At 70.2% G+C, this 16,642-nt stretch carries 16 protein-coding genes; 5 read left to right on the forward strand and 11 right to left on the reverse strand.

Annotated features, from left to right (window positions below; genetic code table 11):
- The first annotated feature begins 51 nt into the window (after positions 1 to 51).
- Positions 52 to 1,224 carry an SLC13 family permease gene (locus tag ACIBI9_RS03345; protein ID WP_397220291.1) on the forward strand — a complete coding sequence of 391 codons (1,173 nt, stop codon included), beginning with the start codon at positions 52 to 54 and terminating at the stop codon, positions 1,222 to 1,224.
- On the opposite strand, the gene ACIBI9_RS03350 is transcribed toward ACIBI9_RS03345, so the two are convergent.
- The 7 genes from ACIBI9_RS03350 to ACIBI9_RS03380 form a co-directional block, all read right to left on the reverse strand.
- The gene (locus tag ACIBI9_RS03350; protein ID WP_397220292.1) at positions 1,225 to 1,467 is read right to left on the reverse strand and encodes a hypothetical protein; all 243 of its coding nucleotides are present in this window, start codon (positions 1,465 to 1,467) and stop codon (positions 1,225 to 1,227) included. It lies immediately after the preceding gene.
- A 96-nt stretch (positions 1,468 to 1,563) separates the two neighbouring features.
- Positions 1,564 to 2,385 (reverse strand): inositol monophosphatase family protein, encoded by an 822-nt coding sequence (locus tag ACIBI9_RS03355; RefSeq protein WP_397220293.1) that lies wholly within the window; start codon positions 2,383 to 2,385, stop codon positions 1,564 to 1,566.
- A gap of 10 nt (positions 2,386 to 2,395) precedes the next feature.
- On the reverse strand, positions 2,396 to 3,013 hold the full coding sequence (locus tag ACIBI9_RS03360; protein WP_397220294.1) for a hypothetical protein: 618 nt from the start codon (positions 3,011 to 3,013) through the stop codon (positions 2,396 to 2,398).
- On the reverse strand, positions 3,013 to 4,065 hold the full coding sequence (locus tag ACIBI9_RS03365) for a hypothetical protein (protein ID WP_397220295.1): 1,053 nt from the start codon (positions 4,063 to 4,065) through the stop codon (positions 3,013 to 3,015). Before ACIBI9_RS03365 ends, ACIBI9_RS03360 begins: the two co-directional genes overlap by 1 nt.
- Before the next feature lie 213 nt (positions 4,066 to 4,278).
- Positions 4,279 to 4,512, reverse strand: a complete 234-nt coding sequence (locus tag ACIBI9_RS03370) for a helix-turn-helix transcriptional regulator (protein WP_355191877.1) — start codon at positions 4,510 to 4,512, stop codon at positions 4,279 to 4,281.
- A gap of 13 nt (positions 4,513 to 4,525) precedes the next feature.
- Positions 4,526 to 5,380 carry an ABC transporter permease gene (locus tag ACIBI9_RS03375; protein ID WP_397220296.1) on the reverse strand — a complete coding sequence of 285 codons (855 nt, stop codon included), beginning with the start codon at positions 5,378 to 5,380 and terminating at the stop codon, positions 4,526 to 4,528.
- Positions 5,377 to 6,291 carry an ABC transporter ATP-binding protein gene (locus tag ACIBI9_RS03380; protein WP_397220297.1) on the reverse strand — a complete coding sequence of 305 codons (915 nt, stop codon included), beginning with the start codon at positions 6,289 to 6,291 and terminating at the stop codon, positions 5,377 to 5,379. Before ACIBI9_RS03380 ends, ACIBI9_RS03375 begins: the two co-directional genes overlap by 4 nt.
- A 139-nt stretch (positions 6,292 to 6,430) precedes the next feature.
- Here ACIBI9_RS03380 and ACIBI9_RS03385 point away from each other — a divergent pair, with 139 nt between their 5' ends.
- The 4 genes from ACIBI9_RS03385 (at position 6,431) to uvrB (ending at position 12,250) form a co-directional block, all read left to right on the forward strand.
- Positions 6,431 to 8,035, forward strand: a complete 1,605-nt coding sequence (locus tag ACIBI9_RS03385) for an SPFH domain-containing protein (protein WP_397220298.1) — start codon at positions 6,431 to 6,433, stop codon at positions 8,033 to 8,035.
- Position 8,036: 1 nt separating this feature from the next.
- A complete protein-coding gene (locus tag ACIBI9_RS03390; RefSeq protein ID WP_397220299.1) occupies positions 8,037 to 9,269 on the forward strand; it encodes an SPFH domain-containing protein in 1,233 nt (410 codons plus the stop codon).
- Between the two features lie 10 nt (positions 9,270 to 9,279).
- Positions 9,280 to 10,053, forward strand: a complete 774-nt coding sequence (locus tag ACIBI9_RS03395) for a sporulation protein (protein WP_397220300.1) — start codon at positions 9,280 to 9,282, stop codon at positions 10,051 to 10,053.
- Positions 10,054 to 10,141: 88 nt separating this feature from the next.
- The gene (uvrB, locus tag ACIBI9_RS03400; protein ID WP_397220301.1) at positions 10,142 to 12,250 is read left to right on the forward strand and encodes an excinuclease ABC subunit UvrB; all 2,109 of its coding nucleotides are present in this window, start codon (positions 10,142 to 10,144) and stop codon (positions 12,248 to 12,250) included.
- A gap of 13 nt (positions 12,251 to 12,263) precedes the next feature.
- On the opposite strand, the gene ACIBI9_RS03405 is transcribed toward uvrB, so the two are convergent.
- The 4 genes from ACIBI9_RS03405 to ACIBI9_RS03420 all read right to left on the reverse strand — a co-directional run bounded on the left by ACIBI9_RS03405 (position 12,264) and on the right by ACIBI9_RS03420 (position 16,642).
- Positions 12,264 to 13,025 carry an alpha/beta fold hydrolase gene (locus tag ACIBI9_RS03405; RefSeq protein WP_397220302.1) on the reverse strand — a complete coding sequence of 254 codons (762 nt, stop codon included), beginning with the start codon at positions 13,023 to 13,025 and terminating at the stop codon, positions 12,264 to 12,266.
- A gap of 714 nt (positions 13,026 to 13,739) precedes the next feature.
- Positions 13,740 to 14,615 (reverse strand): serine protein kinase RIO, encoded by an 876-nt coding sequence (locus ACIBI9_RS03410; RefSeq protein WP_397220303.1) that lies wholly within the window; start codon positions 14,613 to 14,615, stop codon positions 13,740 to 13,742.
- A 342-nt stretch (positions 14,616 to 14,957) separates the two neighbouring features.
- Positions 14,958 to 15,689, reverse strand: coding sequence for an ABC transporter permease (locus ACIBI9_RS03415; RefSeq protein ID WP_397220829.1), 732 nt, complete (start codon positions 15,687 to 15,689; stop codon positions 14,958 to 14,960).
- A 23-nt stretch (positions 15,690 to 15,712) separates the two neighbouring features.
- The gene (locus ACIBI9_RS03420; RefSeq protein ID WP_397220304.1) at positions 15,713 to 16,642 is read right to left on the reverse strand and encodes an ATP-binding cassette domain-containing protein; all 930 of its coding nucleotides are present in this window, start codon (positions 16,640 to 16,642) and stop codon (positions 15,713 to 15,715) included.

Consider the following 16,642-nt stretch of genomic DNA (forward strand, 5'->3'; position numbering starts at 1 on the left):
GTGGGACCGCGGGTTTCAGCGTCCTTTGGCCACCTGTGCGATCATCTACGGGTGTGGCGGCGTCTCGGTGTGCTCGACCTGATCAGGATCGGGCTGCTCATACTCGGCGTGGTGTTCGTGCCGACCGGGTTGCTGCCCTGGGAGGCGGCGGCTGAGAGCCTCGACGAGATCGGGCCCCTGCTGATCTTCCTGGTCGCGATCATCGTGCTGGCCGAGCTCACCAAGGAAGCCCAGGTCTTCGACGCCATCGCGGCGAGGATGGCGGTGCTCGGACGCGGCAACTACGCCGCCCTCTTTTTTCTTTGCACAGCTTTCGCGTCATTTATCACGATATTTCTGAATCTGGACACGACGGCGGTCCTGCTCACCCCCGTCATGCTCGCCCTCGCCCCCAGAGCCCGCATCGCCGCCCTCCCCCTGGCCATGACCACGATCTGGCTGGCCAACACCGCGAGCCTGCTGCTCCCCGTCTCCAACCTGACCAACCTCCTGGGCATGGAGAAGATCGGCCTCGACGCCCAGCAGTTCGCCGCGCGCATGTGGGTCCCGCAGCTCGCCTCGATCGCGGTGACGATGGTGTTCCTGTGGGTGTTCTACTGGCGCCGCGGCGAGCGGCGCGACCTGCGCTACACCCCGCCGCTGCTGGAGCCGGTGGCCGACCGCGTGCTGTTCGGCGCCGCGTCGGCCGGCTGCCTGCTGTTCATCGCGATGCTGCTGCTCAAGGCGCACGTCGCCATCGCCGCCACGGCGGCCGCCGCGATCGTCGTGGCGGCCTTCCTGGTACGCGCCCGCGACCGCCTGACCTGGAGCCTCATCCCGTGGCAGCTCGTGATCTTCGTGACGGGGCTGTTCCTGGTGGTGCCCACGCTCAGCAGGCACGGCCTGTCCGACCTGATGACCTGGATGGTCGGCACGGAGGGCGACCCCTACCGCACGGCCGCCGTCGGGGCCGGGCTCTCCAACGCCATCAACAACCTGCCCGCCTACAAGGCCGTCGAGACCGTCATCCCGGCCGCCGACCAGGACCAGCTGCTGGCCCTGCTGGCCGGCACCAACGTGGCGCCGGTCGTCACGCCGTGGGCGTCGCTGGCCACGCTCCTGTGGTTCGAGTCCTGCCGCCGCCACGACGTCAAGGTTCCGATGCGCCGCTTCCTGCTCACCGGCACGGGCCTGGCCGTGGTCGGCCTGCTCGCCACCGTGTGGACCCTCGTGCGGTTCAGCTGATCAGGCGGCGGCCAGCGCGTAGGCGCCGGCGACCGCGTCCAGCGCCCAGCGCATCCGCACGACGTACGTCTCGGGGTGGTCGCCGGCCTCCTGCGCCACGTACGCCGCGCACCAGGCCGGGTCGCCGCCGCACCGGCACAGCCGCTCGTCCACGGCCTCGCGGATCTGGAACGGGGACAGCCGGTCGGACGGCTGCAGAGCGGTCGCGAAGAGCACCTGCGCCAGCTGGGTCGTGGTCATCATGTCGAGCCCCTCTCCCTTGTTCCGTTCTCTCTGAATAGACCTCGAACGGGAGCGGAACTCATCGACGAAAGACACAGATATTCTGCGGACTTTTCCTCATTCGGGCCGGAGGAGGGCGAGCAGCCCGGGGACGGCCCGGGGATGGGCGGCGACGAAGCTGCGGTCGTCGGCCGTGCCGTCGATGCACTCCTCGAACGGGCCGCCGTCCAGCGCCCTGATCTCGATGCCGGCCTCCTGGGCCAGCAGCGCGCCCGCGGGCAGGTCGACCGCCTCGGCCCGGTAGCCCACGATGCCGTCGATGTCGCCGCGCGCCAGCATCGCCCACGCCAGCAGCGGCGCCCACAGCTGCAGCACCCGCCGCGCGTTGAGCTCCAGCGCCGAGCGCAGCGCGCGCACGGTCGCGTCGCCCCTGCTCACGTCGTAGCCCTGGGTCCAGGCCAGCAGCGGCCCGTGCGGGCTCGGCGCGTACGGGGGCGCGAGGCGTACCCCTGAGGACGACCCCGCCGCGGCGGACAGCGCGCCCCGCCCGCGGACGGCCGACCACGTCCGGGCGGACACAGGGTCGTGCACCACGCCCAGCACGGGACGCCCGCCCCGGCACAGCGCCACGCCCACCACGTAGGCGGGCAGCCCGATCGCCACGTTGTTGGTGCCGTCGAGCGGGTCGACCAGCCACGTCCACTCGCCGCCCGCGGCTCCCACGAGCCCTGACTCCTCGGCGATCACCGTGTGCGACGGGTACGCCGTCAGGATGCGCTCCAGCAGCAGCTTCTCCGAGGCCAGGTCGAGGTCGGTCACCACGTCGCCCGCCTCGCCCTTGGCCCGGACGCCGACCACGCCGCGCATGCCCTCCCGGAGCAGCGCCCCCGCGGCCTCGGCGGCTTCGACGGCGACCGTGCGGGCGTGATCCAGGTCCATCGGATGCCTCTCAGGTCAGGTGAGCGGTGATCAGGCGTACGGCCAGCTCGGTCTCGCGGGCGTCGAGGGGCTGCCTGGCCACGTGGTGCGGCCCGCCGCCCAGCGGGCCGAGCGACAGGTCGCGGCTGCCGGGCCGGCCCCGTCCCAGCGCGATCGTGGCCGCCTCGCCGCCCTCCGGCACGACGCTGCTGTGGAAGCGGTCGGCGGCCAGCGTGTACGTGTCGCCGGGGCCGAACACCTCCACCAGGCCCGTCGCGTGCCGCACGGTGCGCCCGGTGGGCGAGATGCGGTCGCCGTCGGCCCCGCTGACCACCTCGAAGACCCGGTGCGTGGCGTCCCGGCTGGCGTCGGTGACCACCGCGTGCACGTTGCGCACCTGGCCGTAGAGGACGTGGCTGACCAGGTCCCAGCTGTGGCAGTGGATCTGCGAGGTGGTGCTCTCGGCGTGCGTGAACGAGTCGGACCACAGGTGGAGGCACACCCCTTCGCCGCCGTCGCGCTCCAGCGGCAGGCACACGAATCCGAGCGGGTGGCGCACCGCGGTCAGGCCCCCGGACGAGAGCGTCTCCAGCGCCCAGGCCCTGGCCTCACCACCGAGCACCCGCTGGTGGACGCCGTGATGGCTCATCACACACCAGCTCGATCATGGGGCTCGCCATAGGGATCCATCGCCCGCAACGCCTTGCGGGCGATGTCGACGACGTCACGGCCGTTGTACGCCTTGGGCAGGGGGATCCCGACGCGTTCGAACAGCTCCTGAACCTCCTCGATGGTGGGCTCGTCGCTCAACGGCACCTTCTTGTACATCTCCAGCGGCACCCGCCGCGCCTGCTCGAAGCTGAGCCGCAGCTCGGTGTCGCAGTTCTCGTAGTAGAAGGTGCCGGCCAGCGCGGTCATCGCCTTGTTGGGGTCCTCGACCGTCATGATCACGCGGGTGGCCGACACGTCCCAGCGGAACGTGGTCATCGTCGAGGACAGGCCCACCGCGATGTCGAGCAGGCCGTAGCGCTGGCGGTGCCAGAAGGCGGCCAGGATCGTCGCGTACGACTCCTTCCTGGCCCGGTCGGTCGTCCACGTCTCGCCGGTGCCGTCGGGGGCGTCCGACAGCGAGCGGCGGTAGTGGGCGTACGTCTCGCACACCTCCAGGTTGGACGGGTCGATCACCTCGACCCTGACCGTGAGGTGGCGCTTGTCCCTGCGGGCGGCCGCGACGCACTCGGGCAGGGTGACCGCGCGCAGGTAGGTGCCGGTGCCGCCCTTGAAGCTCCACCGGTGGGTGTCCTTGCGCGCCTCCGCGTGGGACTGGGCGATCTCCTGCGAGCTGCCCAGCACCCGTACGAGCTGGAGCGCGTCGAGGGCCTTGCGGGTGCTGCCGACCAGCCCCTCGATCTCCTGCAGGCGGGCCAGGCGCGCGGGCAGCTCGGCCAGCGCGCCCGAGGTGATCGTCTCCTCGACCGGGGCCTGGCGCGCGCGGTCGCGCAGCAGCGCGGTGGCCACCAGCGCCATGATGACCAGGGTCGCGGCGTTGACCAGCTGGGACTGCACCTCGTCGGGCACGATCTCGTTGGGCATGACGCCCACGACGCCGATCACGATCGCGAGCACCAGCGCGATGGCCCCGTCGGCGTTCTGTGCAGCCCATGGGGCGACCTGCTTCACCGCCGCCACGAACCGTGTCATCGCTCGCCCCGCCGTTCGACGATCATTCAGTCCCGAGGTCATGTTAACGACCACGCCAAACGACTACCAGTACATATAAAGCTAGGGAGCTTTATTGGCTCTAACCCGTACGGGGCCCATCGGTAGCATGCGGCTCGCATGATCATGGATCCCGAGGTGCTGAGCGGTCACCTCCTGGCCGTGGCCACCGCCTGGCCGCGGGCGCGGCCGCGGTCAGGCGGTCCGCTCGCCGATCCGGGGGAACGGGCTGGTCGAGAAGACCACCTCCACCGGCACCTCGAAGTATTCGGCGATCCGCAGCGCCAGGAAGAGGCTCGGGCTGTATTCGCCCCGTTCCAGGTAGCCGACGGTCTGGTAGTGGACCCCCAGGGCGTCGGCCAGCTGCCTGCGGGTCACGTTCCGCTCTGCGCGCAGCAGCGCGATGCGGTTGTAGACGGTCTCGCTCATCCCGCGTATCTTCTCAGCCGATCCGCTGCAACGCCCGGTCACGACGTGCCTGCATCAGCGAGCCGGACTCCCTCCTGGCCATCCTGCGCAGGATCGGCGGGGCGAGCACCAGGCCCGCCACGGCCCACGCGCTCAGCACGAGCACCATCGGGACCGGCCGCCAGGAGCCGCCGAGCTCCGTGGCCGCCATGGCGTCGGGCAGGAAGGCCATGCGCATGCCGTGCCCCAGCCAGTACAGCGGGAACGCCTGCGCCACCCCCTGCAGCCAGCCCGCCAGCGAGGAGATCGGGTAGAAGATGCCCGAGATGGCGGTCAGCCCGCCGACGGCCAGCATGGAGAACCCGGCGGCGCTCGTCGGGCTCTTGGCGGTCGAGCCGATGACGGCGCCCAGCGGCAGGGTGGCGACCAGCCCGAGCAGCGACACGCCGACCACCAGGAGCCAGCCGCCCACCCCGATGTCCGCGAGCGCGGGGATCATGATCAGCCCGGCGACGAGCAGGATCGCGATGGAGATCAGCGCGGAGAGCGTGAGCAGGACGACGCGGCCGATGAGGTAGCCGAGCATGCCCTGCGGGAGCGCCTTGGCGCGCAGCAGCGTGCCGTCCTCGCGCTCGACGGCCAGCGAGCCGACCGCCCCGATCAGCCCGTTGAACGCGGCCAGCATGCCCAGGATGCTCGGCAGCGTGAAACTGGCCAGCATGAACTCGGCGCCCGGCATCTTGGCCTCGCGCTGGAAGTACAGCACGACGATCAGGGCGACGGTGGAGACGATGGTGAACCCGAGGTCCTGCGGGTTGAGCAGGCTGTGCTTGAACTCGATCCAGCCGCGTGCCAGGCCGAGCCGCACGGCGTGCAGGGTGGCGTTCACGCCTCCTCCCTCCTGACGATCTCCATGTACGTGTCCTCCAGCGTGGCCCGCCGCACCTCCAGGTCGGCGATCTCCGTGCCGTGCTGCGCGAACAGCTCGCGCACGAACCCGGTGGCGTCCTGCGTGGCGTGCACGAACTGCTCGCCGCCCCGGCTCCAGCGCACCTGCGCGTCGCGTGAGACCTCGCGGGACAGGCGGTCGGCGCTGCCGTCGGCCACGATCCTGCCGCCGGCCAGGATGAGGATCCGGTCGGCGAGCTTCTCCGCCTCGTCGAGGTCGTGCGTGGTGAGCAGGATGGTGGTCTCGTCGAGGTCCGACAGGCGGTGCACGAGGTCGTGGAAGTCGCGCCGGGCCTGCGGGTCGAACCCGGCGGTCGGCTCGTCGAGGAAGAGCACCTCGGGCCGTCCGACGATGCCGATGGCGACGTCGAGGCGGCGGCGCTGGCCGCCGGAGAGCCGGTTGATCCGGTGGTCGGCGTGCTCGCCGAGCCCGACGGCCTCGATCAGCTCGCCGATGTCGAACGGCGGCCGGCCCGGGACCGCGTACGGCTCGTAGTAGCGGCTCAGGTGATGGAGGAGCTGGCGCACCCGCCAGCGGCCGTGGTCGCGCCAGGACTGCAGCACCACGCCCAACCTGGCCCGCCAGCGCTCGTCGCCGCGGGCCGGCACGGTGCCGAGCACGCGCACGGAACCGGAGGAGGGCACCCGGAAGCCCTCCAGGATCTCGATCGTCGTCGTCTTGCCCGCGCCGTTCGGCCCGAGCAGGGCGATCACCTCGCCGGAGGCGACCGTGAAATCGACGCCCCGGAGGACCTCCTTGTGCCCGTACGCCATTCGCAGGCCGTCGACCTCGATGGCGGCGGCGGTCCGGCCCAGGTCGAGACCGCCCGCGAGCTCTCTTACCGCATCCATCAATTCTCCAGATAGTAGCTCTACTACATAGATAGCACACCTACTACGGGACGCAATAGACATATGACATGCATTGCAAGCGAACAGTAAGTCGCACCCGATACGGTCGGATTCGCCTGTAGCGGAAAAGGAAGGTTCGATGTCACGACCCAGAGAGGCACTGATCCAGGCAGGTCAGGGCATAGCCCAAGCGGTTGCCCAAGGGGGTGACATGCGGCAGGCGATGGGGCAGGCCATGGGCCAGGTCGTCGATCAGGCGGGACAGTTCGCGGGCCAGGCCCGGGGTTTCGCGCTGAACCCCCACGACTTCGCCGCGGCCCGCGACGGCGGCGCGTCGGTCGGCACGGCCATCGAGGCCAGGTCGGCGTCGCTGAACGAGGCCGGCGAGATCGTCAACCGCAGCTTCACCGAGAACGGCATGCACGTCATCTCCCCGGTGGTGATCCCCAAGGGGAGCACCGCGAAGGTGATCGTGCCGCTGGGCATCCTCGTGGTGCTCGGCCTGATCGGCGCGCTCGGCAACGTCATCCCCAACACCGATCTGTTCTTCGGCCCGCACTACTGGGTGGTGCTGGTCCTGGCGGCCGCGTTCCTGTGGTGGCGGCGCAGCGTGGTGATGGTGCCCGAGGGCTGCAAGGCCCTGATCACCCAGTTCGGCAAGCTGGTGCACATCGCGGACCCGGGCCGGGTGACGCTGTTCAACCCGTGGAAGCGGGTCAGCTACATCGTCAACACCACCCGCGAGTACCCGTTCAACGCGCCGATCAGCGAGGCGCCGACGCAGCAGGGCGTCAAGGCCAGCGTGGACCTGTTCCTGCAGTTCAGGATCGAGAACCCGGCGGAGTTCATCTTCGTGCTCGGCTCGGTCAGCGGCTTCCAGTCCAAGCTCCAGAACGCCATCAGCGAGGTCACCCGCTCCCTCATCTACGCCCAGCGGGCCGAGGAGATCTACGACCTGGTGGGCGAGAGCACGCTGGGCATGCTGGAGAGCCTCAACCAGCAGTTCCTGCCCGCCGTACGGCTCACCGACGTGAACATCACGCACGCCGAGCCGTCCAGCCAGGAATACCGGATGGACCTGGCCGCCCCCGAGATGGTCAGGGTCGCCAAGGAGGCCTACACCTACGAGTACGAGCTGCAGTTGCGCAAGGAGCAGAACGAGGGCGACCTGGTCAAGGAACTGGCCGGGCTGCAGGAGACGCTGAGCGCCATCCAGGCGGAGATCGCCGGCTACCAGGCCCGCATGGACACCGCCCTCGAACGCGCCAGCCACCAGGCCACCGCGCAGGCCAGGCAGCGCCTGGTCGAGGCCGAGTCCACGGCCAACGCCAACGCCGCCCTCCTGGAGGCGCAGGCACTGGACATCAGGGCGCTGTCGGCCGCGGAGGCGCCCGAGATCCTCGACTACCGCTTCCAGCAGGACCTGCTGAACAAGCTGGAGTCCGTCGCCACCAGGCTGCCGCAGGTCGTGCAGGTGGGCGAGCAGACCGACATCGACTTCCTGGCCCTGGCCCAGCAGCTGGTGGGCGGCAAGGACGCGGCGCTGTTCTCCGCCGAGGACATGGCCGCCATCCGCGCCAGGCTCGACGAGATCGGCTCCCGCGTGCAGAGCCGCGAGGCCGAGATCGCCGCCCTGCTCAAGAAGGCCGTCGCCGACGTGACCGAGCCCCAGGCGCCGCCGCCGCCCGACGCGGACCTGGAGAGCACCGTCGAACGCCTGCTGCCCGGGAAGGGGGAGATCTGACATGAGCCGCGAATTCTCGAAGATCAAGGAGTCGCTGGCCTCCTGGGGCGACATCCGCCAGCTCCTGCGCGGCGGCGAGCAGGGCCAGCTCGTCCCCGTCGTGATCCCCAAGGACCGGCGCGGCTTCGCCTGGATGTCGCTGGTGTTCCTGGCGCTGTACTTCGCGGGGATGGCGGTCCTGACCGACCTCACCGTGACCGCCGCGCTGCTGGCGCTGTTCTTCCTGGTCGTGGCCATGGTCACGATGTGGCGCAAGGCGATCATCGAGATCGAGGAGGGCACCACCGGCGTACGCAGCCGCTGGGGCGCCATCACCGGCACCCTCCCGCCGGGCCGCCACTACCTGTGGCTGCCGTGGGACCGGGTGGACGCGGTCGTCGACACCTCCACGGAGATCCCGTACTCGGCGCCGATCGTGGCCTGCCCCACGGCCGAGAACGTGCCGCTGAAGTCGATCGAGTTCTTCCTCAAGTTCCGCATCGTGGACCCCGTCGCGTTCGTCCGCACGATCGGCGCGGGCAACTTCGACCTGGTACTCTCCAGCGCGGTGCAGGACGCGATCAGGCAGCGCAGCCGCCGTGTCAACACCGAGCGCGCGTACGACCTGCGCGGCTCCGACGTCGGCGACATGCAGGACGCCCTCAACCGCCAGCTCGGCCGGTACGGCGTGCGCATCACGGGCGCCAACATCCCCGACGTCCAGCTGCCCGACCAGTACCAGCAGCACCTGGCCACCCGCGAGAAGGTGGCCAAGGAGCTCTCGGCCTACGAGCGCGAGTGGGAGCTGACCCGCAAGCGCCGCATCGACACCCTGCTGATGGAGATCGAGCGCTCCAAGAAGACCCGTGACGCCCGCGTCGTCGAGGTCAAGGCCGCCCACAACAAGGCGCGCAAGGACGTGGCGCGCATGCTGGAGGAGCAGGAGACCGAGGCGCAGCGCGTGACATGGGAGATCGAGGCGCGCGGCCGGGCCGAGCTGACCGCCGCCGAGAACGAGGCCAAGGCACTGCGCCGGCTGGCCGAGTCGTACCGGGACAACCGGGCCGTGCTGCAGTACGAGCTGGCCCGCAGGCGCCTCGACGTGGGCGCCAAACTCGCGGAGAACGCGCCGCAGCCGCTGGTCGTGCGCACCCAGCAGGGCCAGTCGGACTCCGCGCTCTCCACCCTCCTCCTTGCCCAGTTGCTCCCCCGCATCTCGGGCACGGGTCAGAACGGCCACACACCTTCCGCTTAGGAGAACCCCAATGGTGTTCCGCAAATTGATGGCCGCGTTCGGCGCGGGCGTCGAGGTTGACACGGTGTTGACCAACACGGGCGTGCGTCCCGGCGAGATCCTGCGCGGCGTCGTCCACTTCCGTGGCGGCAGCTCCGACTACAAGGTCGAGGGCATCCACATCGACCTGACCGCGGTGGTCGAAGTCGAGTCGGGCGACAACGAGTACAAGACGACCTACAGCTTCCTGCGCCAGCAGGTCGCCGGGACGTTCCAGCTCGCCGCGGGCGCGCAGCACCAGCAGCCCTTCGAGATCCAGATCCCCTGGGAGACGCCGATCAGCGCCATCGCCGGGCATCCGCTGCACGGCATGAGGCTGGGCGTCCAGACGGAGCTGGCGCTGGCGGGCGCGCTCGACAAGGGCGACCTCGACCCGCTGTACGTGAGCCCGCTGCCGGCGCAGGACCACGTCATCGCCGCGCTCGACCGGCTGGGCTTCCAGTTCAAGAAGGCCGACCTGGAGCGCGGCACGCTGTACGGCTCGACGATGCCGTTCTTCCAGGAGATCGAGTACTACGCGGGCGGGCAGTGGCGGCGCCACTTCAACGAGCTCGAACTGACGTTCATCGCCGGGGCGCGGCAGATGGACGTCATCCTGGAGGCCGACAAGCGGGGCGGCTTCCTGACCTCGAGCCATGACGCGTACAACCGCTTCACCGTGCGCTACGACGACCCGCCGCACTCGGCGGACGCGGCGCTGCAGCGCGGTCTGGAGCAGATGGCCCGCCACCGCGGCTGGTTCTGATCGGGTACGTCGCCGGGGAGCGGGGACCCCGGCGACGGCCAGAGGGGGCGTGACTGTTTCTGTCGGTCGGGACGCCTACAGTGGCAACATGCGACCGGTCACAGATTTGCAGCGGAAGGTGGCGCCTTTCGAGGTCGTCACCGAGATGACTCCCTCCGGCGACCAGCCCACGGCCATCGCCGAGCTGGAGCGCCGCGTCAAGGCCGGAGAGAAGGACAGCGTGCTGCTGGGCGCCACCGGCACCGGCAAGACCGCCTCCATCGCCTGGCTGATCGAGCGGCTGCAGCGGCCCGCGCTGGTCATGCAGCCCAACAAGACCCTCGCCGCGCAGTTCGCCAACGAGCTGCGGGAGATGCTGCCCAACAACGCGGTCGAATATTTCGTTTCTTATTACGATTATTACCAGCCTGAGGCGTACGTCCCGCAGAGCGACACGTACATCGAGAAGGACTCCTCGATCAACGACGAGGTCGAGCGGCTGCGCCACTCGGCGACCAACTCGCTGCTCACCCGCCGCGACACCATCGTGGTCGCCTCCGTGTCGTGCATCTACGGCCTGGGCACGCCGCAGGAATACGTCGACCGCATGGCCAGGCTGCGCGTCGGCATGGACGTCGACCGCGACCAGCTCCTGCGCCGCCTGGTCGACATGCAGTACACGCGTAACGACCTGGCCTTCACCCGGGGCACGTTCCGGGTCCGGGGCGACACGATCGAGATCATCCCGAAGTACGAAGAGCTGGCCGTGCGCATCGAGATGTTCGGCGACGAGATCGAGAAGCTCTCGACCATGCACCCGCTGACCGGCGAGGTCATCACGGAGGACGAGGAGCTCTACATCTTCCCCGCCTCCCACTACGTCGCGGGCGAGCAGCGCATGGCCGCCGCCGTGACGGGCATCGAGGCGGAGCTGGCCGGGCGGCTGGAGGAGCTGGAGCGCCAGGGCAAGCTGCTGGAGGCGCAGCGGCTGCGGATGCGCACGACGTACGACATCGAGATGATGCGGCAGATCGGCACCTGCTCCGGCATCGAAAACTACTCGCGCCACATGGACGGGCGCGAGGCCGGCAGCGCGCCCAACACGCTGCTCGACTACTTCCCCGAGGACTTCCTCCTGGTCCTCGACGAGTCCCACCAGACCGTGCCGCAGATCGGCGCCATGTACGAAGGCGACGCCTCCCGCAAGCGCACGCTGGTCGAGCACGGTTTCCGGCTGCCGTCGGCGCTCGACAACCGGCCGCTGAAGTGGGAGGAGTTCCTGGAGCGCATCGGCCAGACCGTCTACCTGTCGGCGACGCCGGGGCCGTACGAGCTGGGGCGGGTCAAGGGCGAGGTCGTCGAGCAGGTCATCCGCCCGACCGGCCTGGTCGACCCCGAGATCGTGGTCAAGCCGACCAAGGGCCAGATCGACGACCTGGTCCACGAGATCCGCCAGCGGGCCGAGCGCGACGAGCGCGTGCTGGTGACCACGCTGACGAAGAAGATGTCCGAAGACCTCACCGACTACCTTCTGGAGCTCGGCATCCGGGTGCGCTACCTGCACAGCGAGGTCGACACGCTGCGCCGCATCGAGTTGCTGCGGGAGCTGCGCACGGGCGAGTTCGACGTGCTCGTCGGCATCAACCTGCTGCGCGAGGGCCTCGACCTGCCCGAGGTGTCGCTGGTGGCCATCCTCGACGCCGACAAGGAGGGCTTCCTGCGCTCGGAGACGTCGCTGATCCAGACCATCGGCCGTGCCGCCCGTAACGTGTCCGGCCAGGTCCACATGTACGCCGACAAGATCACGCCGTCCATGGAGCGGGCGATCGACGAGACCAACCGGCGGCGGGCCAAGCAGATCGCCTTCAACGAGGCCAACGGCATCGACCCGCAGCCGCTGCGTAAGAAGATCGCCGACATCCTCGACTCGCTCCAGCGCGAGGACGCCGACACCGACCGGCTCCTGGGCGGCGGCCGCCAGCAGTCGCGCGGCAAGGCGCCGGTGCCCGGCTTCGGCGCGCGGCAGGCCGGCCAGCACGCCAAGGCCATCGCCGGCGAGATGCCGCGGGCGCAGATGGAGTCCTTGATCGAGTCGCTGACCGAGCAGATGCACCAGTCGGCGGCCGACCTGCAGTTCGAGGTGGCGGCGCGGCTGCGCGACGAGATCAAGGAGCTCAAGCGCGAGCTCCGCGACATGCGCGAGGCCGGCATCAAGTGACGCGCCTGCCGGGCTAGTGGAGGAAACCCGCCAGGGCACGGACGAATGCCTCGGGGTCGTCGAGCATGACGCCGTGCCCCGACTCCGGGATGCCGACCACCTCGACACCGCTCGCCCGCAGGTTGTCGGCGTCCTCGGGCGGGTCGCCCTCCGGGTGCAGGAAGGCGCGGGGGATCGGGAGGTCCTGCAGGAGCCGGCGCATGGGGGGCGTGGTGCCCGCGGCCAGGCTGACGGCCGTACGGTGGAGCCCGCGCAGGTCCGCCAGCCGCATGGTGGACCACCAGTGCGGCCCCACGCGCTCGCGCACCTCCTTCCACCCGTGCGACAGGAACGCCTCCTCCGTGTAGCTCGCGATGCCGCCGCCGGCCGGCTGCACGGGAGCCGGGGGATAGGGGTCGAGGTCGGCGTCCACCAGCACCAGGTTGGCGATCAGCTCCGGGTGACGCGAGGCAAGCACGATCGCCACCGCACCGCCCATGCTGTGGGCGATCACCGACGCCCCGGCGACCCCCGCTTTACGCAACGCCTCGGCCAGGGCGTCGGCATGGGTCTCGAGCGTGTAGTCGAAGTCCCGGGGGCGGTCGCTGATCCCGAACCCGAGCAGGTCGATCAGGAGGGAACGATGCTGCGGCAGGAGGGGGTGGGCGGCGACCTCGGCGTAGTACGGGGCGGAGGTCGCGCCGAGGCCGTGCACGTAGACGCGCGCCGGCTCCGCGCCCGGCAGCTCTACCCAGCGGATGCGAGCGCCGCTGGGGTGGACGACGGCATCGTGCATGACGGCCCTCCTCGTCGTATATCGGGGCCAATATACCCACCACCTGCGTAAACGACCGGCAGCCCGACAGCCCCCGCAGATCCCCTCAGCCACCACCGACACTTCCAACCCCGTGCGACCCAGCAGCCGGCACGCGCTCCTCCGCGGAGCAGTGGTCGGCCCGCCCAACCCCTGCGACCCAGTGGCCGGCATGCGCTCCTCCGCGGTCCAGCGGCCGGCGCCACGCTACCCCACGGTCCAGCGGCAGGGACGCTACCCTGCGGTCTGGCGGTCGGCACCCGCTACCCCTCAGTCCAGCGGAGGGCGACGGCGCGCGGCTGCTTCGCGAGCCAGTGGGCTGCGATGGCGTGCGCTGCTTCGCCACCCGGCGGACGGCGGCGACACGCGCTCTCCCGTTCCGGCGCGCTGGCAGCCCGCCGCCCTGTGCGCGCTGACGGCCAAGGTTGCGACTCCGGCCCTGCGTTTGGCGCCCTAACCCGGGCACTGCCACCTCCACCCCAGCACCCGAGGGACCGCGACCCCGCGTCCACGGCGCCATCCGCAGCCCTACGGCGCGATCCGGCCGTCCCGTCTCGCCATTCGGCTGTCCCGTCTCGCTATCTGGCCGTCCCGCCTCCGATCTGGCCGTCCTGCCTCGCCATACGGCCGTCCTGCGCCGCCATCCGTCACCTCGATGCGTCGCAGGAGGTCGGGCTGCGGGGGACGGGAGCCGGATCACTGGGACAGGCCGGCCTCTCTGCGGAGGAGTGCGGCGAGGGAGTCCGGGTCGGCGGCCGGGACGCCCTTGGCGGCGAACCAGGTGGCGACGTTGTGGGCGTCCCGGTCCAGGAACGAGGGGCCGGTCGGGTGGGCGATCACGTCCACGATCTGCGGCAGGTCGATGATCACCAGCCTGCCGTCATGGACCAGCAGGTTGTACGGCGACAGGTCCCCGTGGGCCAGCCCCTCCCTGGCCAGCGTGACCATGGCCGTCACGAGCTGCTCCCACAGCCCGTCCAGGTCGTCCGACACCTGCGCCAGCCGCGGCGCCGCGTACCCGTCCCGTGTCCCGATGAACTCCTGCAGGATCTCCGTCTCGACGATCTGCACCGGGTACGGCACGGGGACCCCGAGCTCCCACAACCGGCACAACGCCCCGAACTCGGCGACCGCCCACTGGGCGGCGATCACCTGCTTGCCGAACGCGGTGCGGTTGGCCATGGCGCGGTTCATGCGGCTCTCGCGGGTCCTGCGGCCCTCCAGGTAGCCGGAGTCTCGGTGGAACAACCGGTGATCGGAGGAGCGGTAGCGCTTGGCGGCCAGCAGGCAGACCCGGTCCGTGCCGGGCACGCCCCGCGAGATCAGGTGGACGTCGGCTTCCTTGCCGGTCTTGAGCACGCCGTGCTCGGTGTCGACGGCGGCCAGCTCGGTGACGAGCCAGTCGGGGTACGGCTTGGGCCCCTTCTCCGTGGGAGTGCTCTGGTCCCAGGTGGACCAGCGGTCACCCTCGGGCGGCCCGTCGTCGGTCTCGGGAGTGCTCTCCAGCCATTCGAGGTCGTCGGCGTCGAGGGCGTACTTGCCGCGGGTGCGGTGCTGCGAGTGCTTGGGCACGGTGGGATTGCTCCAGGTGTGAGGCCCACCAGCTCGTCGATCAGGTCAGCGAACGCGCGGTGGGAAGGTTTGAGGACGCGGAAAACGGCACGCGAACAGTCGTCGTCACGGTCTCACCCTCCCTTCGCGGCACAGCGCGGCGATCATCGTCAAGCCGCTGCCAAGCGATCAACTCGGGTCCCGAGTATGCCGGGCCCCGCACGGCCCTCGCAACCGATTAAACGACGCCCCCGCCGCCCGGTCTCACCCCCTGCCTCGAGCGACCGGCCGGAGTGACAGCCTGGCCGGCAGGCTCGCGTCCGTACCGCCGAGCACGGACTCGGCAGCAGGTCGGCGTCAATCTCATCGGTTGTAGAGCCTGCGTGCCCACAGGTATCCGGCCAGGGCGATGACCGCGCTCCACGCGGCCGCCTCCACGAAGCTGGAGCCCGCCGGGCGGCCGGCCAGCAGCGCGCGCAGTGTCTCGATGACGGGAGTGAACGGCTGGTGTTCGGCGAACCAGCGCAACCCGGTCGGCATCGACTCGGTCGGTACGAAACCGCTGCCGAGGAACGGCAGCAGCATCAGCGGCATCGGCAGGTTGCTGGCCGTGGTGACGCTCTTGGAGACCAGGGCGAGCGCGACCGACAGCCAGGTGATGGCGAAGGTCAACATGGCCAGCACACCGACCACGCCGAGCCAGTCCAGCGCGGAGGCGGACGGGCGGAAGCCGATCAGCACGGCCACCAGGGTCACCGCTGCGATCGCGATGAACGTCTGCACCATCGCCCCGAGCACGTGCCCCATGAGCACCGAGACACGGGCGATGGCCATGGTCTTGAACCTGGCGATGATGCCCTCGGTCATGTCGGTCGCCACCGAGATCGCGGTGCCCTGCGCGGCGCCCGCGATCGTCGTGATCATGATGCCGGGGGTGAGGTAGCCGGCGTAGGCGGCGCGGCCGCCGCCGATGCCCGCGCCCATGGTGCCGCCGAAGACGTACACGAACAGCAGCAGGAACACCACGGGGACGGCGGCGAACGTGAAGATCAGCGAGGGGTAGCGCCAGATGTGTTTGACCTGGCGGCGCAGCATCGTCGCCGAGTCGGTGATCGCTCTCAACGGGAGGGCTCCTTGGTCAGGGCGAGGAAGACGTCGTCCAGGTCGGGGGTGTGCACCGACAGCTCGGCGACGTCGATGGTCTGGGTGTCCAGCCACTCCAGGAGCTTCTTCAGCGTCCTGACGCCGCCGGAGTCGGGGATCTGGACGGTGAGCGCCGCGTCGTTGTGCGAGGTCGCGCCGACGTGCGGGGCGGCCCTGCGGTAGCCGTCGGCGTCGGCGAAGCGCACGACGATGTGGCCGCCGGGGACCAGCCGCTTGAGCTCCTCCGGGGTGCCCTCGGCCACCAGTTCGCCCTGGCTGAGCAGGGCGATGCGGTCGGCGAGCTCGTCGGCTTCCTCCAGGTACTGCGTGGTCAGGAAGACGGTCACGCCGTCCTGCCCGACCAGGTCCCTGACGATCTGCCACATGGTGCGGCGGCTGCGCGGGTCCAGGCCCGTGGTCGGCTCGTCGAGGAAGATCAGCTTGGGCGTGCCGACCATGGTCATGGCGAGGTCGAGCCGGCGGCGCATGCCGCCCGAGTAGGCGACCGCCGGCTTGCGCGCGGCGTCGGTGAGGTCGAAGCGCTCCAGCAGCTCGCGGGCTCGTTCGCGGCCCCTGGAGCGGCCGAGGTGGAGCAGGTCGGCCATGAGCCGCAGGTTCTCCTCGCCGGTGAGGAAGCTGTCGACGGCGGAGAACTGGCCCGTGACGCCGATCGCGGCGCGCACCTTCTCGGGCTCTCTGGCCAGGTCGTGCCCGGCCACCCGGATCTCGCCGGCGTCGGCCCTGATCAGGGTGGACAGGATCTGCACCATCGTGGTCTTGCCCGCGCCGTTGGGGCCGAGCAGGGAGAAGATCGTGCCCTGCGGGATGGCGAGGTCGATGCCGTTCAGGACGCGGTGGGCGCCGTAGGACTTACGCAGCCCCGTCACCGAGATGAAGGTTCGCAT

The sequence above is a fragment of the Nonomuraea sp. NPDC050451 genome (assembly GCF_044458585.1).